Consider the following 16222-nt stretch of genomic DNA (forward strand, 5'->3'; position numbering starts at 1 on the left):
TTGTTGAATCCGCAGGTCAGCGTTAGTTCGCGGCGTCGAGGCGCTTGAGGGCCGCGCGGACGACCTCGGGGTCGTAGGTGGTCCAGAACGGGGGCAGCGACGCCCGCAGGAAGCCGCCGTACCGGGCCGTGGCCAGGCGCGGGTCGAGGATCGCCACCACGCCCTTGTCGTTCATCGACCGCAGCAACCGGCCAGCGCCCTGAGCCAGCAACAGAGCCGCGTGCGTGGCCGCCACCGTCAGGAAGCCGTTGCCACCGCGGGATTCCACGGCCTTCTGTCGCGCCGATGCCAGGGGGTCGTCCGGCCGGGGGAAGGGAATCCGGTCCATCACCACGAGTTGCAGCGCCGGGCCGGGGACATCCACGCCCTGCCACAACGACAGCGTGCCGAACAAGCACGTGCGCGGGTCCTCGGCGAAGCGCTTGACCAGCTGGCCCGTCGAGTCGTCGCCCTGGCACAGCACGGGGTACTCCAGCTTGCCCCGCAACGCCTCCGTGGCCGCCTTCGCCGCCCGCATGGACGAGAACAGGCCCAGCGTGCGCCCGCCGGCCGCGTTGACCAAGCCCTCCAGTTCGTCCACATAGGACGGTGGCAGGCCGTCCCGGCCCGGTGGGGGCAGGTGGCGGGCCACGTACAGGATGCCGCTGCTGCCGTGCTCGAACGGCGATCCGACGTCCAGGCCCTGCCAGCGCGGCTGCCCCAGGTCCGACGGCGGCTCCTTGTCCGTGGCCGTGCCCTCGGCCTTGCGGGACGCGGAGGACGCGGGGAGGCCCCACTGGCGGGCCAGGGTGTCGAAGGTGCCGCCCAGGGTGAGGGTCGCCGAGGTGAGGATGGTGGTGCGCTTGCCGAAGAGGCGTTCCCGCAGCAGGCCGCCGACGCCCAGCGGCGCCACGCGCAGTGACGGGGTGCGGTTGACGCCCGAGTCGCCGGACACCCACACCACGTCGTGGTCGTCGTCGAAGGCCTCCAGGATGCGGGCCGCGCAGTCGTGGACCTCGTCCAGCAGCGACAGGGCGAGCTTGCGCGCCGTCGCGCCCTCGACGTCCTCCTTGCGGTCCGGGCCCAGGGACGTGATGCACGCGTGGGCGGCGTCCTTGGTGGCCCGCAGGGCGCCCGCCAGCGCCTGGGGCAGGGAGTCGAGGCGGCCGACTGGGGCGTCCTCCAGGATCATGCCCAGGCCGTCGCTCGCCTCCGCCATCCGATCGGCCACGGACTGGTCGATCAGCCGCCCGCACCGCCTCGCAGCCGTGGCAACCAGGGTCGCGCTCAGCTCCTCGGTGGCCACCGACGTGACCCGGTCCACCAGGTCGTGCGCCTCGTCGATCACGACGACGTCGTGGTCGGGCAGCACCTGGTAGCCCTCCAGGGCGTCGATCGCGAGCATGGCGTGGTTGGTGACCACGACGTCGGCCTTGCCCGCCTCGGCCCGCGCCCGCTCGGCGAAGCAGTCCTGGCCGACCGGGCACTTCGCCGCGCCCAGGCACTCCCGCGCGGTCACCGAGACCTGCTTCCAGGCCTGGTCGCTGACACCGGGCACCAGCTCGTCCCGGTCACCGGTCTCGGTGTCGGACGACCACTCGTGCAGCCGCTTCACCTCGCGACCCAGTCGGGACACGGCGAACGGGTCGAACAGCCCCGCGTCCTCCGGCTCGTCCGGCGCGCCGGTGTGGACGCGGTGCATGCACAGGTAGTTGCGGCGGCCCTTGAGGATCGCGAACCGGGGCTCGCGGCCCAGTTCCTTGCGCAGCGCCTGGCCCAGACGAGGCAGGTCGCGGTCGACGAGCTGGCGTTGGAGGGCGATGGTGGCGGTGGAGATGACGACCGTGGACTCCTCGGCCACCGCGTGCCGGATCGCGGGCACCAGGTAGGCCAGCGACTTGCCGGTGCCGGTGCCCGCCTGCACGGCCAGGTGCTCGCCGGTGCGGATCGCGCGCTCCACCGCCTCGGCCATCGCGAGCTGGCCCTCGCGCTCGGCTCCACCCACCGCCTCCACGGCGACGGCGAGCAGCGTTCTGGTGTCGGGGATCGCGGTGGTGGACGGCACGGCGAAGACGGTACCCGGCGACACCGTCAGAACTCGGCCAGCACTCGCCCGCCCAGCTCCACCGCGACCAGCCGGTGCTCTTCGCGCAGTTCCCGCCCGGGGTCGTGCCGGGCCTCGACCAGCACCTTCACCCCGTCGGCGAGGTCCGGCCAGTGCAGGGCCGCCAGTTCACCGGCGCGGGTCTTGCCGACGATCTCGCCGGTCCGGATGGTGTGCCACAGCCGCGCCGGGCCGAACGCCAGCCACAGCACGCCTTCCCGCAACCCCGGCCCGCTCGCCGCCGCGCCCAGCTCCACCAGCGGCGCCCAGTACTCGACCAGGTTCCGCCGGCACCACTGCTCGACCTCGTCGCGGGACACGGCGAAGCGGGGTTTCGGGCCGCGCAAGGTCCGGGAGTAGTTGTTGAGCTGCTCCAACAGCACGGGCGTGACCTCGGCGGGCGTGGTGTTCAGCCGCCCGTCCCGCCCCCACGGGCCGGGCCGACCGTCGACCAGGTAGACCACGTCCAGGTCGAGGCTCTGGGCCTCGGCCAGCACGCGCAGGTCGTCGTGGGTCGGCGTGCGCGCCAGCTCGACCACGAGGTCGAGGTCGGACCCGGGCGCCCGGTCGTCGAGCGCGGTGGAACCCACCACGTGCGCCGCGACGACCAGGCCGGGAGCCGCTTTGTCGACTAAGGCGACGTGGTCGCTCACTTGCGCTTCACCAGCGCCCACGCGGCGGGCAGCAGGCCGGCGGCGAGGGCGATCTTGAGCGCGTCGCCGATCAGGAACGGCGTGACGCCCAGCGCCAGCGCCTTGGTGAACCCGACGTTCGCGGCGGCCATCAGCCACGGCACGCCGAACGCGTAGATCACGAGGTTGCCCAGGGCCATCGTGCCGACCGTGCGCAGGGGCGTCCGGTCACCGCCGCGCGCGGCCAGGTGGCCGACCAGCACACCCGCGAACACGAAGCCCACGACGTAGCCGAGGGACGCGGGCATGCCCGACGAGGCGCCCTGGAACCACGGCACACCGGCGACGCCGGCGATCAGGTACAACACCATCGACGCGCCACCGCGCTGCCACCCGAGGGCGGCGCCCACCAGCAGCGCGGCGAAGGTCTGCCCGGTGATCGGCACCGGGCTGCCCGGCACCGGCAGGGCGACCTGGGCGGCCAGCCCGGTCAACCCCGCACCGGCCACGACCAGGGCGATGTCACGCGCCAGCGAGCCCGGCACGAGGTCGGCCAGCACACGGCGACCGGGGACGGCGATGACGGACACTGTGGACCTCCCGTGGATCGACTTCCGTCGGCGAGGTTAACCGGCGATCACATGTTCGGTCTTTGTCGAAGCTCTACAAAGTCGCGGATCTCACGCGGTGCTCAGGTGTCCAGGGCCACCTTCCCGGTGGGGCGTTCGGTGTTCCGCCGGGTCTTGGTCCAGCCGTTGCGGCCCCGGACCAGGCGGCTCAGCGCGCGCCACGACGTGATGTAGAAGGTGTAGATGTACAGCGCGTAGCCGAAGCCGTACACCAGCGCGCGTCCCCGGCCGAGTCCCGGCTCGCACCGCGCCCGGTACACCGGTCCCCACAGCACGAACGGCAGCAGTCCGAACGACCCGTAGACGGCGAACAGGACCCACGCGCCTTCCGCCAGCCACTGCCAGACCTCGGCCGGCGACGTCACGGTCCGGTGCGCCAGCAGCACCAGCGGGACCGGGTAGATCAGCGTCCCGAGCAGCTGCATCCACGGTTGGGCCAGGTAGTACAGCATCTCCGCCGCGCCCAGCGTGGTCAGGTGTGGCGACGCCCAGATCCGCCGGACGTACCGCATGCACTGCATGGTGCCCTGGCCCCACCGCGTCCGTTGCGCGAGGAACCGCCGCAGGCTGTACAGGCCCTCCTGGTGGACGTGGGTGTCCAGGGAGAACCCCGTGCGCCAGCCGGCGGTCAGCAGGTGCACGCCCAGTTCGAAGTCCTCCAGCAACGACCCGCGCCACGGCTGACCAGCCGGCCCGGCGATGGCGTCCAGCGCGGACAGGCGGGTGAACTGCCCGTTGCCGCCCATCGAGATCGTGCCGGTGACCCCGCGGGACAGCTGGATGGCCGCGATCGCCGTGCGGAACTCCAGGTCCTGCATGCGGACCAGGAGCGCGCCGAACACCGAGCGCCACCGGGACACGCCGGTCTGCCGGACGCCGGCGTTGACCATCCGGACGTCCACCTGCACGGCGCCGATGGTCGGGTCGCCGAACAGGTGGTCCGCCGCGCAGGTTTCCAGGCAGTTGGGGGCGGGCCGCCCGTCGGCGTCGACCACGACCACCACGGCCCGGTCGGCGTCGGCGTGCCGGCCCATCCACAGCTTGAGCGTGCGGTAGGCGTCGTTGAGCGCGTCGCCCTTGCCGGTGCGGGCGTCGGGGCGGTACCGGCGCACGAGGTGGACGTGCTTGTCGCCGCGGAAGGTCCGGACGACGCCGGCGGTGGCGTCGTCGGAGTCGTCGTCGATGACCCAGACGTGCGCGATGGGGAACGTCGTGCGCAGGTACCGGACGGTGTCGCCGATGACCGCCTCCTCGTCCCGGCACGGCACCAGGAAGTGCCACTCGAACCGGTCCGGGCGGCCGGTCGGCGCGGGGGTGTGCCGCAGGTAGGGGACGACGATGAGGAACACGTAGGTCAGGAAGGCGACGCTCATGGTCAGGGCGAGGGCCTGGGTGAACCCCAGGACGACGTCGAGGCTCACCCGCGCGTGGCCAGCCGGACGAACGCCACGAGCGCCGCCGCGCCGCCGAAGACGCTCACCATCGAGCCCAGCAGGGTGTGGCCCCAGTAGTAGCCGGTGTCCACGCCGAGGGTCTTGACCAGGCCGACCAGGGTGAGCACGCGCAGCTGGTTGACCACGACGACGGCGGCCGTGGCGACGGCGAGCGCGGCGAGGACCTTCCGGGTGATCCGGGGCCGCAGCGCGACCATCACCGCGCCGACCAGCAGCAACGGCAGGACCAGGAACGCGGACGTGCACTCCGGGGTCATGCGCAGGCCCAGCGGCGTGTCCGAGCCGAGTCCGAAGTAGACGGTCTGGCGGGCGGCGACCACGGCGACGCCGTCGCTGCTGAGAGCGTTCAGGACCAGTCCGGACAACGCGATCTCGGCCGTCCGGTAGGCGCGGTGCAACAGCACCAGCCCGGCGGCGGCCACCACCAGTGCGACGACCACCACCCGGTTGAGGTGTTCGGTCCGGGGCACGGCATACGCCACGGGAGAGTCCTTTCATCCGTCCGGGGACCGCCCGATCGGGCTACCCGAAGGTCATCGGCGGCTTCTCGGCTCGTCCGCACTGCCGGATCGGGTGAGAACGTGAGCCGCTTTCGGGCGGTTGATCGACTCTGTGTGGCCGCAGTTGGGCGGTTCGAGTGGACGTCGTCCCCCTTTACGGTCAGCAACCCTTAATCCGACGGGTGGAACGCCGATAGGGGCAATTGCTCGCACAGTGCACTCCGACGCGCCCTGCGATCCCGATGGCGTCAGGCGTCGTGTGCCCGGTCGCGAGTCCCCCGAGAACGTTCGTTTCGTGAGGAAGGACCTCCATGCGTGTGCGAATGACGGGCCTGGCCGGCTTCGTCGCGGTGGCCGCCCTGCTGGCCACCGCGCCACCCGCGTCCGCCGCCCCCGGCGACGCCTCCGCCCACGGCGCCGAGCTGGACCTGTCGCTGCTGGGCGGGAACGCGGTGTCGGCGGGCCCGTTCGCCGCCGCCGACGCGAACGGCCCGACCACGGGCACCTTCGCCACCGCCAACGTGCCGGGCGTGCTGAAGACCGGCGTACTGGACACGTCCGCGACCCGCGACGACAAGACCGGCGGCGTCCACTCCCGAGCCGTGACCGCCGACGTCAGGTTGGAACTGCTGGCCTCGGCGACCGGCGCGATCACGGCCGAGGCGGTCGAGGCGGAGTGCGACGCGACCCAGAAGGGCGTGGTCGGTCGGACGAAGCTGGTCGGCGTGGGTTTGGGCAGGCTGGGCGAGGTCGAGGCGGAGCCCGCGCCGAACACGGTGCTCGACGTGGGCTTGGTGGGCGTGGACATCGCGCGGGTGGTGTTCAACGAGCAGGTGCGCAACAGGGACGGCAGCCTCACCGTCAACGCCATCCACGTGACCTTGATCGGTGGCGTGCTCGGGGCTCTGGGCTCCGGTGACCTGGTCGTGTCGTCCGCGACGTGCGGTCCGGCCGGGTTGCCGATCCCGATGGCGTCGGGCGCCGGCCTATGGATCGGCTTGGGCTTGCTGGCCTTGGTCGCGGTGCCGACCGGCGCGGTCGTGCTGCGCCGTCGCCGGGCGTTGGTCTGAGGGGGTTGGCGTTGTACAAGGTTCCCGGTACCGGGGTCGCTGTGGGGACGGGCGTGGGCACACTGGCGGCGACGGGCGCGAGCGTGACGTGGTGGGTGATCGCCGCACTGGCCCTACTGACGGCCGGCACCCTCCTAACCCACCACTCCCGCCGCCGCCGACAACCCCCCAACCCCAAAACCCCCTAATGCCAGCGGCGCCCGACGGTGCAACCCCCACACCCCGGGCGCCGCACCCACCCTCCCGGCCTCCAGACACCCCACCCTCCGACCCCGACCCCCGGCGCTCTCTCGATCCCCGGACACGCCCGCCGCTTGGCCCCCGGTCCTGCGGCGCGCGACCCCGTGGCACGCGACCCCAGGTGCACGACTCCGCGGCGCGACTCCCGGCGCACGTCCCGGCGGCGCTCGACCTGCGACGCACGACCCTGTGGCGCGACTCGGGGCGCACGTCCCGGCGGCGCTCGACCCGCGGCGCACGACTCTGCGGCGCGACTCGGGGTGCGCGTCGCGGCGGTGCTCGACCTGCGGTGCACGACTCCGAGGTTCGGCTCCTGGCGTGCGTCGCGGCGGCGCTCGATCGCTCGGGGGCCTCGGCAGCCGGCCGACTGCTGTTTGCGGGACCTCCACCGCCGCCGGTTGCGGCAGGCTCGACCACTGCCCGTCGCGGCAAGGCCCAACACCGCTGGTTGCGAGCCTGCGACCGCGCGGCTCCCGGTCCCGGCCTCCCTTCGCACCCCGGGGCCGCGACTCGGCGACTACCCGACCGGACCCAGGGCGGTGTGGCTCGGCTGGGGCGGTGCTGGCTGGGGCGGTGCTGGCTGGGGCGGTGCTGGCTGGGGCGGTGTGGCTCGGCAGGGCCGTGTCGCCTGGGCGGTGTGGCTCTGCCAGGGCGGTGTCGGCTGGAGTCGGTGGGGCGGTGGGCCGGCGAGGTGGGTGGGCCGGCGGGGTGGGTGGGGTTGGCGGGAGGGCGTGGGGCCGGTTTGCCGCGTTCCTTTCTCTCTACGGGACGCGTGAGGAGGGGTTTGGTCGCGGATCTTGTATGTCGCTCGAATGGGTGATGTTTCGGGCTGGTCCTTTGTGGGCGGTTGTGTGGGGCTTTCCACCGTACCCGAGGTGGTGGGGAGTCGGTGTCCCTGCGGAGTGAGGAGTCTGGTGAAGGAAGTTCTGCTGCTTGCGGGTACCCGGCCCGAAGCGGTGAAGATCGCGCCCGTCGTGTTGGCGTTGGGCGATCATCCCGTGTTGCGGCCCGTTCTTGTCCACAGTGGACAGCATGTGGGGATGGTGGAGCAGGCTCTGGAGGCCTTTGACCTCAAGCCCGATGTGGTGCTTGAGGTTCCTCGTGTGACCGGCAGTCAGGCCGAGTTGCTGTCGCGGCTGGTGCCGGCGGTTGACGAAGTGTTGCGGGTGCGGGATCCGGCTGTTGTGGTGGTGCAAGGGGATACGACCACTGCCTTGGCGGGGGCGTTGGCTGCCTTTTACCGGGGCATACCGGTGGCGCACCTTGAAGCGGGGCTGCGGACGGGGGATCTGGGTGGGCCGTTTCCCGAGGAAGGCACGCGGCAGATGATCGCCCGGATCGCCTCGCTGCACCTCGCGCCCACGGACGACGCGGCTACCGCGTTGGTGGGGGAAGCGTTGCCTGCGGCGGAGATCGTGGTCACGGGGAACACCGTGGTGGACGCGGTGCGGCTGGTTGCCGAGGCCGATCTGCCTGCCCGTGAACCGGCGTTGGTGGAGTTGGAAGCAGAACTCGACGCGTCCGGGCATCGGCTGGTGTTGGTCACCGTGCACCGCCGGGAGTCCTGGGGTGCTCCGCTGGAACGGGTCCTCCATGCGGTTCGGGCGCTGGCCGATCGGCATCCCGACGTGCGGGTGCTGGTGCCCGTCCACCCGAACCCCTCGGTGCGGACGGCGGTGCGGCGGGTGTTGGGTGGGCACGAGCGGATCGTGGTGTGCCGGCCGTTGGACTACCCCGACCTCGTCCGGGCCTTGCGGCGGGCCGCGTTGGTGTTGACCGACTCCGGTGGGCTCCAGGAGGAGGCGCCGACGTTCGGCGTGCCGGTGCTGGTCCTGCGGTCCACGACCGAGCGGATGCCGGCGGTGGACGCCGGGTGCGCCTGGCTGGTCGGCACGGACGTCACGCGGATCCTCGCCGAGGCCGGCTGGGTCCTTGCCTCCCGCCTGCGGCTGCCGCCGGGGCGCAACCCGTTCGGCGACGGCTCGGCGGCCCGCCGGGTTCGGGCGGCGCTGGAAAGGCTGGTCGGGTTGCCGGCGGTGTTCTCGTCGGCATTGCCGATGCGCATTCCCTCCTGATCGATTGCTCGGCGTTAGCGATCACTCGATCGTGTATTCCATTTCCACTTACGAGTGATATTCAGGGTGAATCGTCAGCGTTTCCCGGCCCACTGTCGATTACTTGGGCACCAGCGTCACGAGAAGGGCAACCCATGATGCACATCATCGCGCGCCGGGCCGGGGCGGTGGCCGCGGCGCTCGCGATCGGAGCCGCGGGCACACCCGCGCTCGCGGCCGGACCGGCGGGCGTCGCGTCCACCGGCTCGGCCGACTTCACCAAGTCGGGGCAGCAGGTCGTCGTGCCCCCGCAGGCGCGGTGCGCGGTCGAGGGTCCCACGACCGCGTCGTCGCCGGCGATCTCCCGGACCGGCATCCGGTTCGGCGCGGGCGACTCCACCTGCACCACCACCGTGGTCGACCCGAACACCGACACGACCACCACGAGGTCCGAGGCCACCGGCAACGGGTTCGAGCTGTCGGCGCTGATGTCCGCGGGCGGACCCCGGCTCAAGGTCGGCAAGTGGAAGGTGACCTGCGACGCGACCGAAGCCGGCACTACGGCGGGCTGGTCGATGGGCGGGCTCAGCGGGTTCGCGGGCCTGCCCGAGCAGATCCCGAACAACCACGTGCACGAGGTGAAGAACTCCTCCGGCACGGTCCTCGCCCGGGTCACGTTCAGCGAGGTGGTCCTGCCCGAACCGAACGACGGCAGCCTCGCGCTGACCCTGCTGCACTTCCGCTTCACCCCGGAGTCGGGGGTCCAGGGCAGCGTGAAGGTCGGCGAGACCGCTTGCGCACCGACTCCCTGAGCCCGCACATCCCCCCGCCGCCGGCACGCCCGGCTCTGTCGTACCCCCCTGGTTGACTGTGGATTCGGGGGTGCTCACCTCAAGAGCACCCCCGCTCCGCCGCGCGGTCAGGCCACGTGGGGCGTGCCCGCCAAGGCGACACCGGCCTCGCGCAACTGCCCCAGGGCGGTCTCGACGGTCGACGCCGCCACCCCGGCGGTGAGGTCCAGCAGGACGGTCGTCGTGAACCCGGCCGCCGCCGCGTCCAACGCCGTGGCCCGCACGCAGTGGTCGGTCGCGATGCCCACCACGTCCACGTCCGACACCCCGCGCGCCCGCAGCCAGTCGGCCAGGCCCTCGCCGCCGCCGGCCACGCCCTCGAACCCGGAGTACGCCGCCGCGTGCGCGCCCTTGGAGAACACGGCCTCCACCGGCGTCACGTCCAGCTCGGGGTGGAACGACGCGCCGGGCGTCCCGGCCACGCAGTGCACCGGCCACGTGTTCACGAAGTCGGGCGTCTCGCTGAAGTGCGCGCCCGGGTCGATGTGGTAGTCCCGCGTCGCCACGACGTGGTCGTACCCGCCCGACGCCAGGTGCGCCGAGATGGCCGCCGCCACCGCCGCCCCACCCGTCACCGGCAGCGACCCGCCCTCGCAGAAGTCGTTCTGCACGTCCACCACGATCAGTGCCTTGGCCATGTCACTCCTACGAATCACAGGAACGTCGTCGGGATCGCGGGCTCGCCGCGGGACAGCTTCAGGCCCTCCCACGGCACGCTGACCAGTGCGGCGCGCAGCCGCTCCCGGCTCTCCGCCAGCGTGTCGAGCCCCTCGACCCTTTGTCCACCGCGCACCAGCGGCACGGGCAGGACCCGGTCGTGCGGACCCAGCTCGACAGCCTCGGAAGCGGGGTGCACGACCTCTTCCAATGCGGTCCCGGTGTCCTTGTGCCGCCGCAGCGCGCTCTTCTGCCCACCGCGCGACTCCTTGTGCGACGACCGCTTGGCCACGGGCCGACCGTCGACCTCGACCAGCTTGTAGACCATCCCGGCGGTCGGCGCGCCCGACCCGGTCACCACCGAAGTGCCCACCCCGTAGGCGTCCACGGGCTCGGCGCGCAGCGCGGCGATCGAGTACTCGTCCAGGTCGCCGGACACGACGATGCGGGTGTTGCGCGCGCCCAGCGAGTCCAGCTGGTCGCGGGCCTGCCGCGCGAGCACGCCCAGGTCGCCCGAGTCGATCCGGATCGCGCCCAGGTCCGGCCCGGCGATCTCCACGGCGGTCTTGATGCCGCTGGTGATGTCGTAGGTGTCCACCAGCAGGGTCGTGCCCGCGCCCAGCGCCTCGACCTGGCTGCGGAACGCCGCCTCCTCGCTGTCGTGCAGCAGCGTGAAGGCGTGCGCGCACGTGCCGGCGGTGGGGATGCCGTGCCGGCGGGCCGCTTCCAGGTTGGACGTGGCGGTGAACCCGGCCAGGTACGCGGCGCGCGCGGACGCGACGGCGGCGTCCTCGTGCGTGCGGCGCGAACCCATCTCGATCATGCGGCGGCCGTTGGCGGCGCCCACCATGCGGGCGGCGGCGGAGGCGATCGCGCTGTCGTGGTTGAGGATCGACAGGGCCAGCGTCTCCAGCACCACGCCCACGCCGAACGGCGCCCGGACGGACAGGATCGGCGACCCCGGGAAGTACAGCTCGCCCTCGGGGTACCCGTCGACGTCGCCGGTGAACCGGTAGCCGGCCAGCCAGTCCAGCGTCGCGCGGTCGACCACGCCGGTGCGCTCCAACAGCTCCAGCTCGGCCTCGCCGAAGCGGAACGCCTCGATGGCGTCCAGCAGGCGCCCGGTGCCCGCGACCACCCCGTACCGCCTGCCTTCGGGGAGCCTGCGGGCGAAGACCTCGAAGACGCACGGCCGGTCGGCGGTGCCGTCGCGCAGGGCAGCGGCCAGCATCGTCAACTCGTAGTGGTCCGTGAACAGCGACGTCGACATGAGCCAGAAGCCTAGGCTCGACCGCGCCGCGCCAGCGGCAGAAGGCCCTATGGGCTCCGCCACGGACCGGAACATGACACCATTGGCGGTATGACCACGCCCGTCGAGCATGAGCGGACGCAGGTTGACCCGTCGCCGCAGGACGTCCGCACCGAGGACCGTCCCTGGCAGACGCTGGTCTGGAACGACCCGGTGAACCTGATGTCCTACGTCACGTACGTGTTCCAGAAGCTGTTCGGCTACAGCCGGGACCACGCGACGAAGTTGATGCTGGACGTGCACCACAAGGGCAAGGCGATCGTGTCGTCGGGGTCGAAGGACAAGGTGGAGGCGGACGTGGCGAAACTGCACGCGGCCGGGCTCTGGGCGACGATGCAGCGTTCGTCGTGAGGAAGTGGACGAAGTCCGGCGACGCGGTGGTCGGCAAGTTCGACCGGCAGGAAGCCGCCGTGGTGCGCGGTCTGGTGAGCCAGATCCAGGACATGCTGCTGGCCCGCGCGGAAGAGGCCCCGCAGGACGAGCTGGCGCAGCTGACCGGCATCCGGACGGGGTCCTCGACCCCGCCGGACGACCCGATCCTGGGCCGGTTGCTGCCCGACTTCCACCGCCTGGACCCCGACGCGCCCGATCCGGCCGAAGTGGACTCCGCGAACGCGTTGCGCTCCCTGCACGAGCCCGAGCTGCTGGACGCCAAGACGGCGGCGGCGGCCGTCGTGCTGGACACCTGCCCGGCCGACGGCGGCGAGGTCCGGCTGGCGTCGGCGCAGGCCGAGGCGTGGCTGTCGGCGCTCAACGACGTGCGGCTGGCCCTGGGGACGGCGCTGGACGTGCAGGAGGACATGCCCGACGAGCTGCCGCCCGACGACCCGCGCTCGCCGCACCTGGGCGTCTACCACTGGTTGACGTGGGTGCAGGAGACGCTGGTCGAGGCGGTCATGGACTGATGGCTCGGGGACTGATGGCGGTCGTGGGCTGATGCTGCTCGGTCGGGTGCCCGGGGCGGTGGTCGTGCTCGCACCCGGCGGGGTGGCCGCGGGCGTGGACACGCGCGGCGCGCCCGTCGGGACCCGCGAACTGGACCTGCTCGACCCATCCGCGCTGGTCCAGCGCGTGCACGCGGTGACCCTCTCCGAGTCTCCGTCCGCCCCGAACGGCGTCATGCGGTGGTTGGCCGAGCGCGGGCACGGGTTCCCCGTGGACGGCGGCGTGGTGCCCATCGTGTGCGGTGCGGCGGTCGGTGACCTGCGCGAAGACGTCGGGCACGCGGCGTGCGAGGCCGCGGTCGAGGTCGCGGTGCCCCCGGCGGTGGTCCTGGTCGGCCAGACGGCGGCGGCGTTCGTCGTGGTCGACGCCGACCTGGACAAAGCCGGGTGCCGCCGGGTCGCCATGTCCGCGCAGGACGGGCTGGTCCGGGCCGGTCTGCGGGTGCCCTCGACGGTGTTCGCCCTCGCCACCGGGGTGGCGACCGGGACACCGCTGGACGAACTGTGCACAACGGCGGCGAAGGACGTGTTCAGCGCCCTCCGGTGAGGTACCCGTGCGGTATGAGTCGGCTGACGCGGGTGTTGCGGTGGGTTGAGGAGAACAAGGCGCTGGACCGGGCGGCCGGCGCGCTGGCCGAGGCCATCCCTTCGGGCCTCCGCAGCTCTCGGGTGCTGCGCGGCGAGCCGATGGGGCACCCCGCGCACCCGGCTGCGGTGCTGCTCCCGCTGGGGATGTACGCCGCGTCCAACGTGCTCGACCTCCTGCCCGGGGAGGGCAAAGCGGCGCGGGTCCTGATCGGGGTCGGGCTGGCGACCGCCCCGGTGGCCATCGTCACGGGGCTGGCCGAGTACGCGACCCTCGACGAGCGGCAGCGCCGGACCGCGTTCGTGCACTTGGCGAGCAACGCGGCGGCCAACCTGCTGTACCTGACCTCGTTCCGGCTGCGCGGCCACGGGTTCGGGCTCGTGGGCCGGGTCGTCTCAGCGGTCGGGATGGGCGCGCTGACCGCCGGCGGCCTGCTGGGCGGACATCTGGCCTACTCACAGGGTGCGGGGGTGGAGCGCGAGCGGGTGTAGTGCCCGTTCTCACAACGCGGGACACCTTCCGCCACCACGTAGGATGGTGGCGTGCTGGTGATCCGCCGTGACCTCGTCGACGCGATGGTGGCGCACGCCCGTCGTGACCACCCCGACGAGGCGTGCGGCATCATCGCGGGCCCCGAGGGCTCCGACCGCCCCGAGCGGTTCGTCCCGATGGACAACGCCGAGCGCTCCCCGACCTTCTACCGGTTCGACTCGATGGAGCAGCTGCGCGTCCACCGCGAGATGAGCGCCAACGACGAAGAGACGATCGTCGTCTACCACTCGCACACCGCGACCGAGGCCTACCCGTCGCGGACCGACGTGTCGTACGCGAGCGAGCCGCAGGCGCACTACGTCCTCATCTCCACCAGGGACCCCGAGACGCACGAGCTGCGCTCCTACCGGATCGTTGACGGCGTCGTCACCGAAGAACCGGTCGAGGTCGTCGAGTCGTACATGTTCGCGCACACGGGCGCGGACGACACGCCCGACTGTCCCTGAGCGCGTCGTCCCCGCTCGATCCCGAAATAAGTCCCGGCTCCTCTCCCGGAGGTCCCAGCATGGCTGTCACCGTCTCCATCCCCACGATCCTGCGCACGCACACCGGCGGCCAGAAGTCCGTCTCGGCGTCGGGCACCACGCTCGCGCAGGTCATCGACGACCTGGAGAACAACCACGGTGGCTTGAAGGCGCGCCTGGTCAAGGAAGGCTCGCTGCACCGGTTCGTGAACGTGTACGTCAACGACGAGGACGTCCGCTTCGCGGGCGGTCTCGACGCGGCGGTGAAGGACGGCGACACCGTGACGATCCTCCCGGCCGTCGCCGGGGGCTGATCGCGGTGGCCCGGTACGAGTCGCTGCTCGACGCGGTCGGCGGCACGCCCCTGGTGGGGCTGCCCCGGCTGTCGCCGTCGAAGGACGTGCGGCTGTGGGCGAAGCTGGAGGACCGCAACCCGACCGGCTCGATCAAGGACCGCCCGGTCCTGATGATGGTCGAGGAGGCCGAGCGGGAAGGCCGCTTGCAGCCCGGCTGCACGATCCTGGAACCGACGTCCGGCAACACCGGCATCGCGCTGGCGATGGTCGCGAAGCTCAAGGGCTACGGCCTGGTCTGCGTGATGCCGGAGAACACCTCCGCCGAGCGCAAGCAGCTGCTCCAGGCCTATGGCGCGCGGATCGTGTTCTCGCCGGCGGCGGGCGGCTCCAACCAGGCCGTCGCGCGGGCGAAGGAACTGGCCGCCGAGCACCCCGAGTGGGTGATGCTCTACCAGTACGGCAACCCCGCCAACCCCGGTGCGCACTACGAGAGCACCGGCCCGGAGATCCTCAAGGACCTGCCCACGATCACGCACTTCGTGGCGGGCCTGGGCACGACGGGCACGCTCGTGGGTGTGGGCCGGTACCTGCGCGAGCAGAAGCCGGACGTGCAGGTCGTCGCCGCCGAGCCCCGGTACGGCGAGCTGGTGTACGGCCTGCGCAACCTCGACGAGGGTTTCGTGCCCGAGCTGTACGACGCCGAGGTGCTGACCGGCCGCTACTCGGTCGGCTCCTACGACGCCCTGCGCCGGACCCGGCAGCTGCTGGAGGTCGAGGGCATCTTCGCGGGCATCTCGACCGGCGCCATCCTGCACGCGGCGCTGGCCGTGGCGGAGAAGGCGGCGCAGCGCGGGGAGCGGGCGGACGTGGCGTTCGTGGTGGCGGACGCGGGGTGGAAGTACCTGTCGACCGGCGCCTACGCGGGCACGCTGGACGAGGCCGCCGAACGCCTCGACGGCCACCTCTGGGCCTGACGCGCGAGCGGTGGCGGCGACCTCCCGGGTCGCCCGCCACCGCTTTGCCGGTTCGGGAAACCGATGTTTTCCGATAAAGCCGACGAAGTGAATTGCGGTGTTGTTCGTCCACCTTCTTTCCGCAATTCTGCCGATGTCCGGACTGCTATCGTGCCGGTCATGGAATTGACCGTCCTCGGCTGCGCGGGAAGTGCTCCCGGCCCCGATCTGCCCACGTCCGGGTACCTGGTCGAGGCGGGTGGCGTGCGGATCGCGGTGGAGCTGGGCGGCGGGGTGCTCGGGGCGTTGCAGCGGTACTGCGACCCGTTCCGACTGGGTGCGGTGCTGCTGTCGCACCTGCACCTGGACCACTGCGCGGACTTCAGCGCGCTGACCACCTACCTGCGCCACCACCCGAACCCGCCGTCGCCGGGGAAGCGGCTGCCGGTGTTCGCGCCGGCGCACGCGCCGACCAGGCTGGCCAACGCGCACGCGGCGTCGGAGGAGGAGCTGGCGACGCTGCGGTTGGCGGACACCTACGACTTCGTGGCGTTGCAGGCGGGTCGGTTCGCGGTGGGTGACGTGTCCATCGACGTCGCGCCGATGCGGCACATCTGCGAGGCGTACGCGTTCCGCATCGCGGTGGGCGGCAAGTCGCTGGTGTTCACCGGGGACACCGTGCCGTGCCCCGAGCTGGTGGAGTTGGCGCGCGGCGCGGACCTGCTGCTGGCCGACGCGGCGTGGCGGGAGCAGGCGGGGCGGGCGAACTACCTGCACATGAGCGGGCACGAGGCCGGTGCGGTGGCGGCGGAGGCCGGTGTCGGGCGGCTGGTGCTGACGCACGTGCTGCCGTGGTCGGACCGGGACGGCGTGCTCAGCGACGCCGTGGAGTCGTTCACCGGTCCCGTGTCACTGGCCGAACCCGGTGCGGTGTACGCGATCTGATCC

General features: G+C 72.1%; 18 protein-coding genes. 11 read left to right on the top strand and 7 right to left on the bottom strand.

Annotated elements, in window-relative coordinates; all coding sequences use genetic code 11:
* Positions 1 to 22: 22 nt before the first annotated feature.
* From WBN91_RS17415 to xrtP, 5 genes are all read right to left on the bottom strand, one after another.
* Entirely contained in the window at positions 23 to 1951 is a 1929-nt protein-coding gene (locus WBN91_RS17415; RefSeq protein WP_337724915.1) for an ATP-dependent DNA helicase, read from the bottom strand.
* A 119-nt stretch (positions 1952 to 2070) separates the two neighbouring features.
* Complete coding sequence (locus WBN91_RS17420; RefSeq protein ID WP_337724888.1) at positions 2071 to 2736, bottom strand: nucleotidyltransferase domain-containing protein; 666 nt, start codon at positions 2734 to 2736, stop codon at positions 2071 to 2073.
* Entirely contained in the window at positions 2733 to 3305 is a 573-nt protein-coding gene (locus WBN91_RS17425) for a biotin transporter BioY (protein WP_337724887.1), read from the bottom strand. Before WBN91_RS17425 ends, WBN91_RS17420 begins: the two co-directional genes overlap by 4 nt.
* Positions 3306 to 3406: 101 nt before the next feature.
* On the bottom strand, positions 3407 to 4717 hold the full coding sequence (locus tag WBN91_RS17430) for a glycosyltransferase family 2 protein (RefSeq protein ID WP_337724914.1): 1311 nt from the start codon (positions 4715 to 4717) through the stop codon (positions 3407 to 3409).
* Between the two features lie 44 nt (positions 4718 to 4761).
* Positions 4762 to 5280 (bottom strand): exosortase P, encoded by a 519-nt coding sequence (gene xrtP, locus WBN91_RS17435; RefSeq protein WP_337724886.1) that lies wholly within the window; start codon positions 5278 to 5280, stop codon positions 4762 to 4764.
* Between the two features lie 329 nt (positions 5281 to 5609).
* Between xrtP and WBN91_RS17440 the strand changes: the two genes are divergently transcribed.
* The 3 genes from WBN91_RS17440 (at position 5610) to WBN91_RS17450 (ending at position 9474) form a co-directional block, all read left to right on the top strand.
* The gene (locus tag WBN91_RS17440) at positions 5610 to 6368 is read left to right on the top strand and encodes a choice-of-anchor P family protein (RefSeq protein WP_337724885.1); all 759 of its coding nucleotides are present in this window, start codon (positions 5610 to 5612) and stop codon (positions 6366 to 6368) included.
* Between the two features lie 1154 nt (positions 6369 to 7522).
* Positions 7523 to 8683, top strand: a complete 1161-nt coding sequence (gene wecB / locus WBN91_RS17445; RefSeq protein ID WP_337724884.1) for a non-hydrolyzing UDP-N-acetylglucosamine 2-epimerase — start codon at positions 7523 to 7525, stop codon at positions 8681 to 8683.
* A 134-nt stretch (positions 8684 to 8817) separates the two neighbouring features.
* Positions 8818 to 9474 (top strand): hypothetical protein, encoded by a 657-nt coding sequence (locus WBN91_RS17450; protein WP_337724883.1) that lies wholly within the window; start codon positions 8818 to 8820, stop codon positions 9472 to 9474.
* Positions 9475 to 9581: 107 nt separating this feature from the next.
* Here the strand turns inward: WBN91_RS17450 and WBN91_RS17455 are convergent, their stop codons facing one another.
* Together WBN91_RS17455 and WBN91_RS17460 are read right to left on the bottom strand one after the other, a co-directional pair.
* A complete protein-coding gene (locus WBN91_RS17455; RefSeq protein ID WP_337724882.1) occupies positions 9582 to 10151 on the bottom strand; it encodes an isochorismatase family protein in 570 nt (189 codons plus the stop codon).
* A gap of 14 nt (positions 10152 to 10165) precedes the next feature.
* A complete protein-coding gene (locus WBN91_RS17460; RefSeq protein ID WP_337724881.1) occupies positions 10166 to 11440 on the bottom strand; it encodes a nicotinate phosphoribosyltransferase in 1275 nt (424 codons plus the stop codon).
* 90 nt (positions 11441 to 11530) lie between these two features.
* On the opposite strand from WBN91_RS17460, the gene clpS reads away from it, so the two are divergent.
* The 8 genes from clpS (at position 11531) to WBN91_RS17500 (ending at position 16219) form a co-directional block, all read left to right on the top strand.
* The gene (gene clpS, locus WBN91_RS17465) at positions 11531 to 11830 is read left to right on the top strand and encodes an ATP-dependent Clp protease adapter ClpS (protein WP_337724880.1); all 300 of its coding nucleotides are present in this window, start codon (positions 11531 to 11533) and stop codon (positions 11828 to 11830) included.
* Positions 11827 to 12384, top strand: coding sequence for a DUF2017 domain-containing protein (locus tag WBN91_RS17470; RefSeq protein ID WP_337724879.1), 558 nt, complete (start codon positions 11827 to 11829; stop codon positions 12382 to 12384). The genes clpS and WBN91_RS17470 overlap by 4 nt, the downstream gene beginning before the upstream one ends.
* A 31-nt stretch (positions 12385 to 12415) precedes the next feature.
* Positions 12416 to 12970: a peptidase S58, DmpA gene (locus WBN91_RS17475; protein ID WP_337724878.1), complete on the top strand. Its 555-nt coding sequence runs from the start codon at positions 12416 to 12418 to the stop codon at positions 12968 to 12970.
* Positions 12971 to 12984: 14 nt separating this feature from the next.
* On the top strand, positions 12985 to 13500 hold the full coding sequence (locus WBN91_RS17480) for a DUF2231 domain-containing protein (protein ID WP_337724877.1): 516 nt from the start codon (positions 12985 to 12987) through the stop codon (positions 13498 to 13500).
* Between the two features lie 51 nt (positions 13501 to 13551).
* A complete protein-coding gene (locus WBN91_RS17485; RefSeq protein ID WP_337724876.1) occupies positions 13552 to 14007 on the top strand; it encodes a M67 family metallopeptidase in 456 nt (151 codons plus the stop codon).
* A gap of 59 nt (positions 14008 to 14066) precedes the next feature.
* Entirely contained in the window at positions 14067 to 14339 is a 273-nt protein-coding gene (locus WBN91_RS17490; RefSeq protein ID WP_337724875.1) for a MoaD/ThiS family protein, read from the top strand.
* Positions 14340 to 14344: 5 nt separating this feature from the next.
* Positions 14345 to 15295, top strand: coding sequence for a PLP-dependent cysteine synthase family protein (locus WBN91_RS17495; protein ID WP_337724874.1), 951 nt, complete (start codon positions 14345 to 14347; stop codon positions 15293 to 15295).
* Positions 15296 to 15454: 159 nt separating this feature from the next.
* Positions 15455 to 16219 (top strand): MBL fold metallo-hydrolase, encoded by a 765-nt coding sequence (locus tag WBN91_RS17500; protein ID WP_337724873.1) that lies wholly within the window; start codon positions 15455 to 15457, stop codon positions 16217 to 16219.
* Positions 16220 to 16222: the final 3 nt, after the last annotated feature.

The organism is Saccharothrix sp. CCNWYY140, from assembly GCF_037401995.1.
GTDB lineage: Bacteria > Actinomycetota > Actinomycetes > Mycobacteriales > Pseudonocardiaceae > Actinosynnema.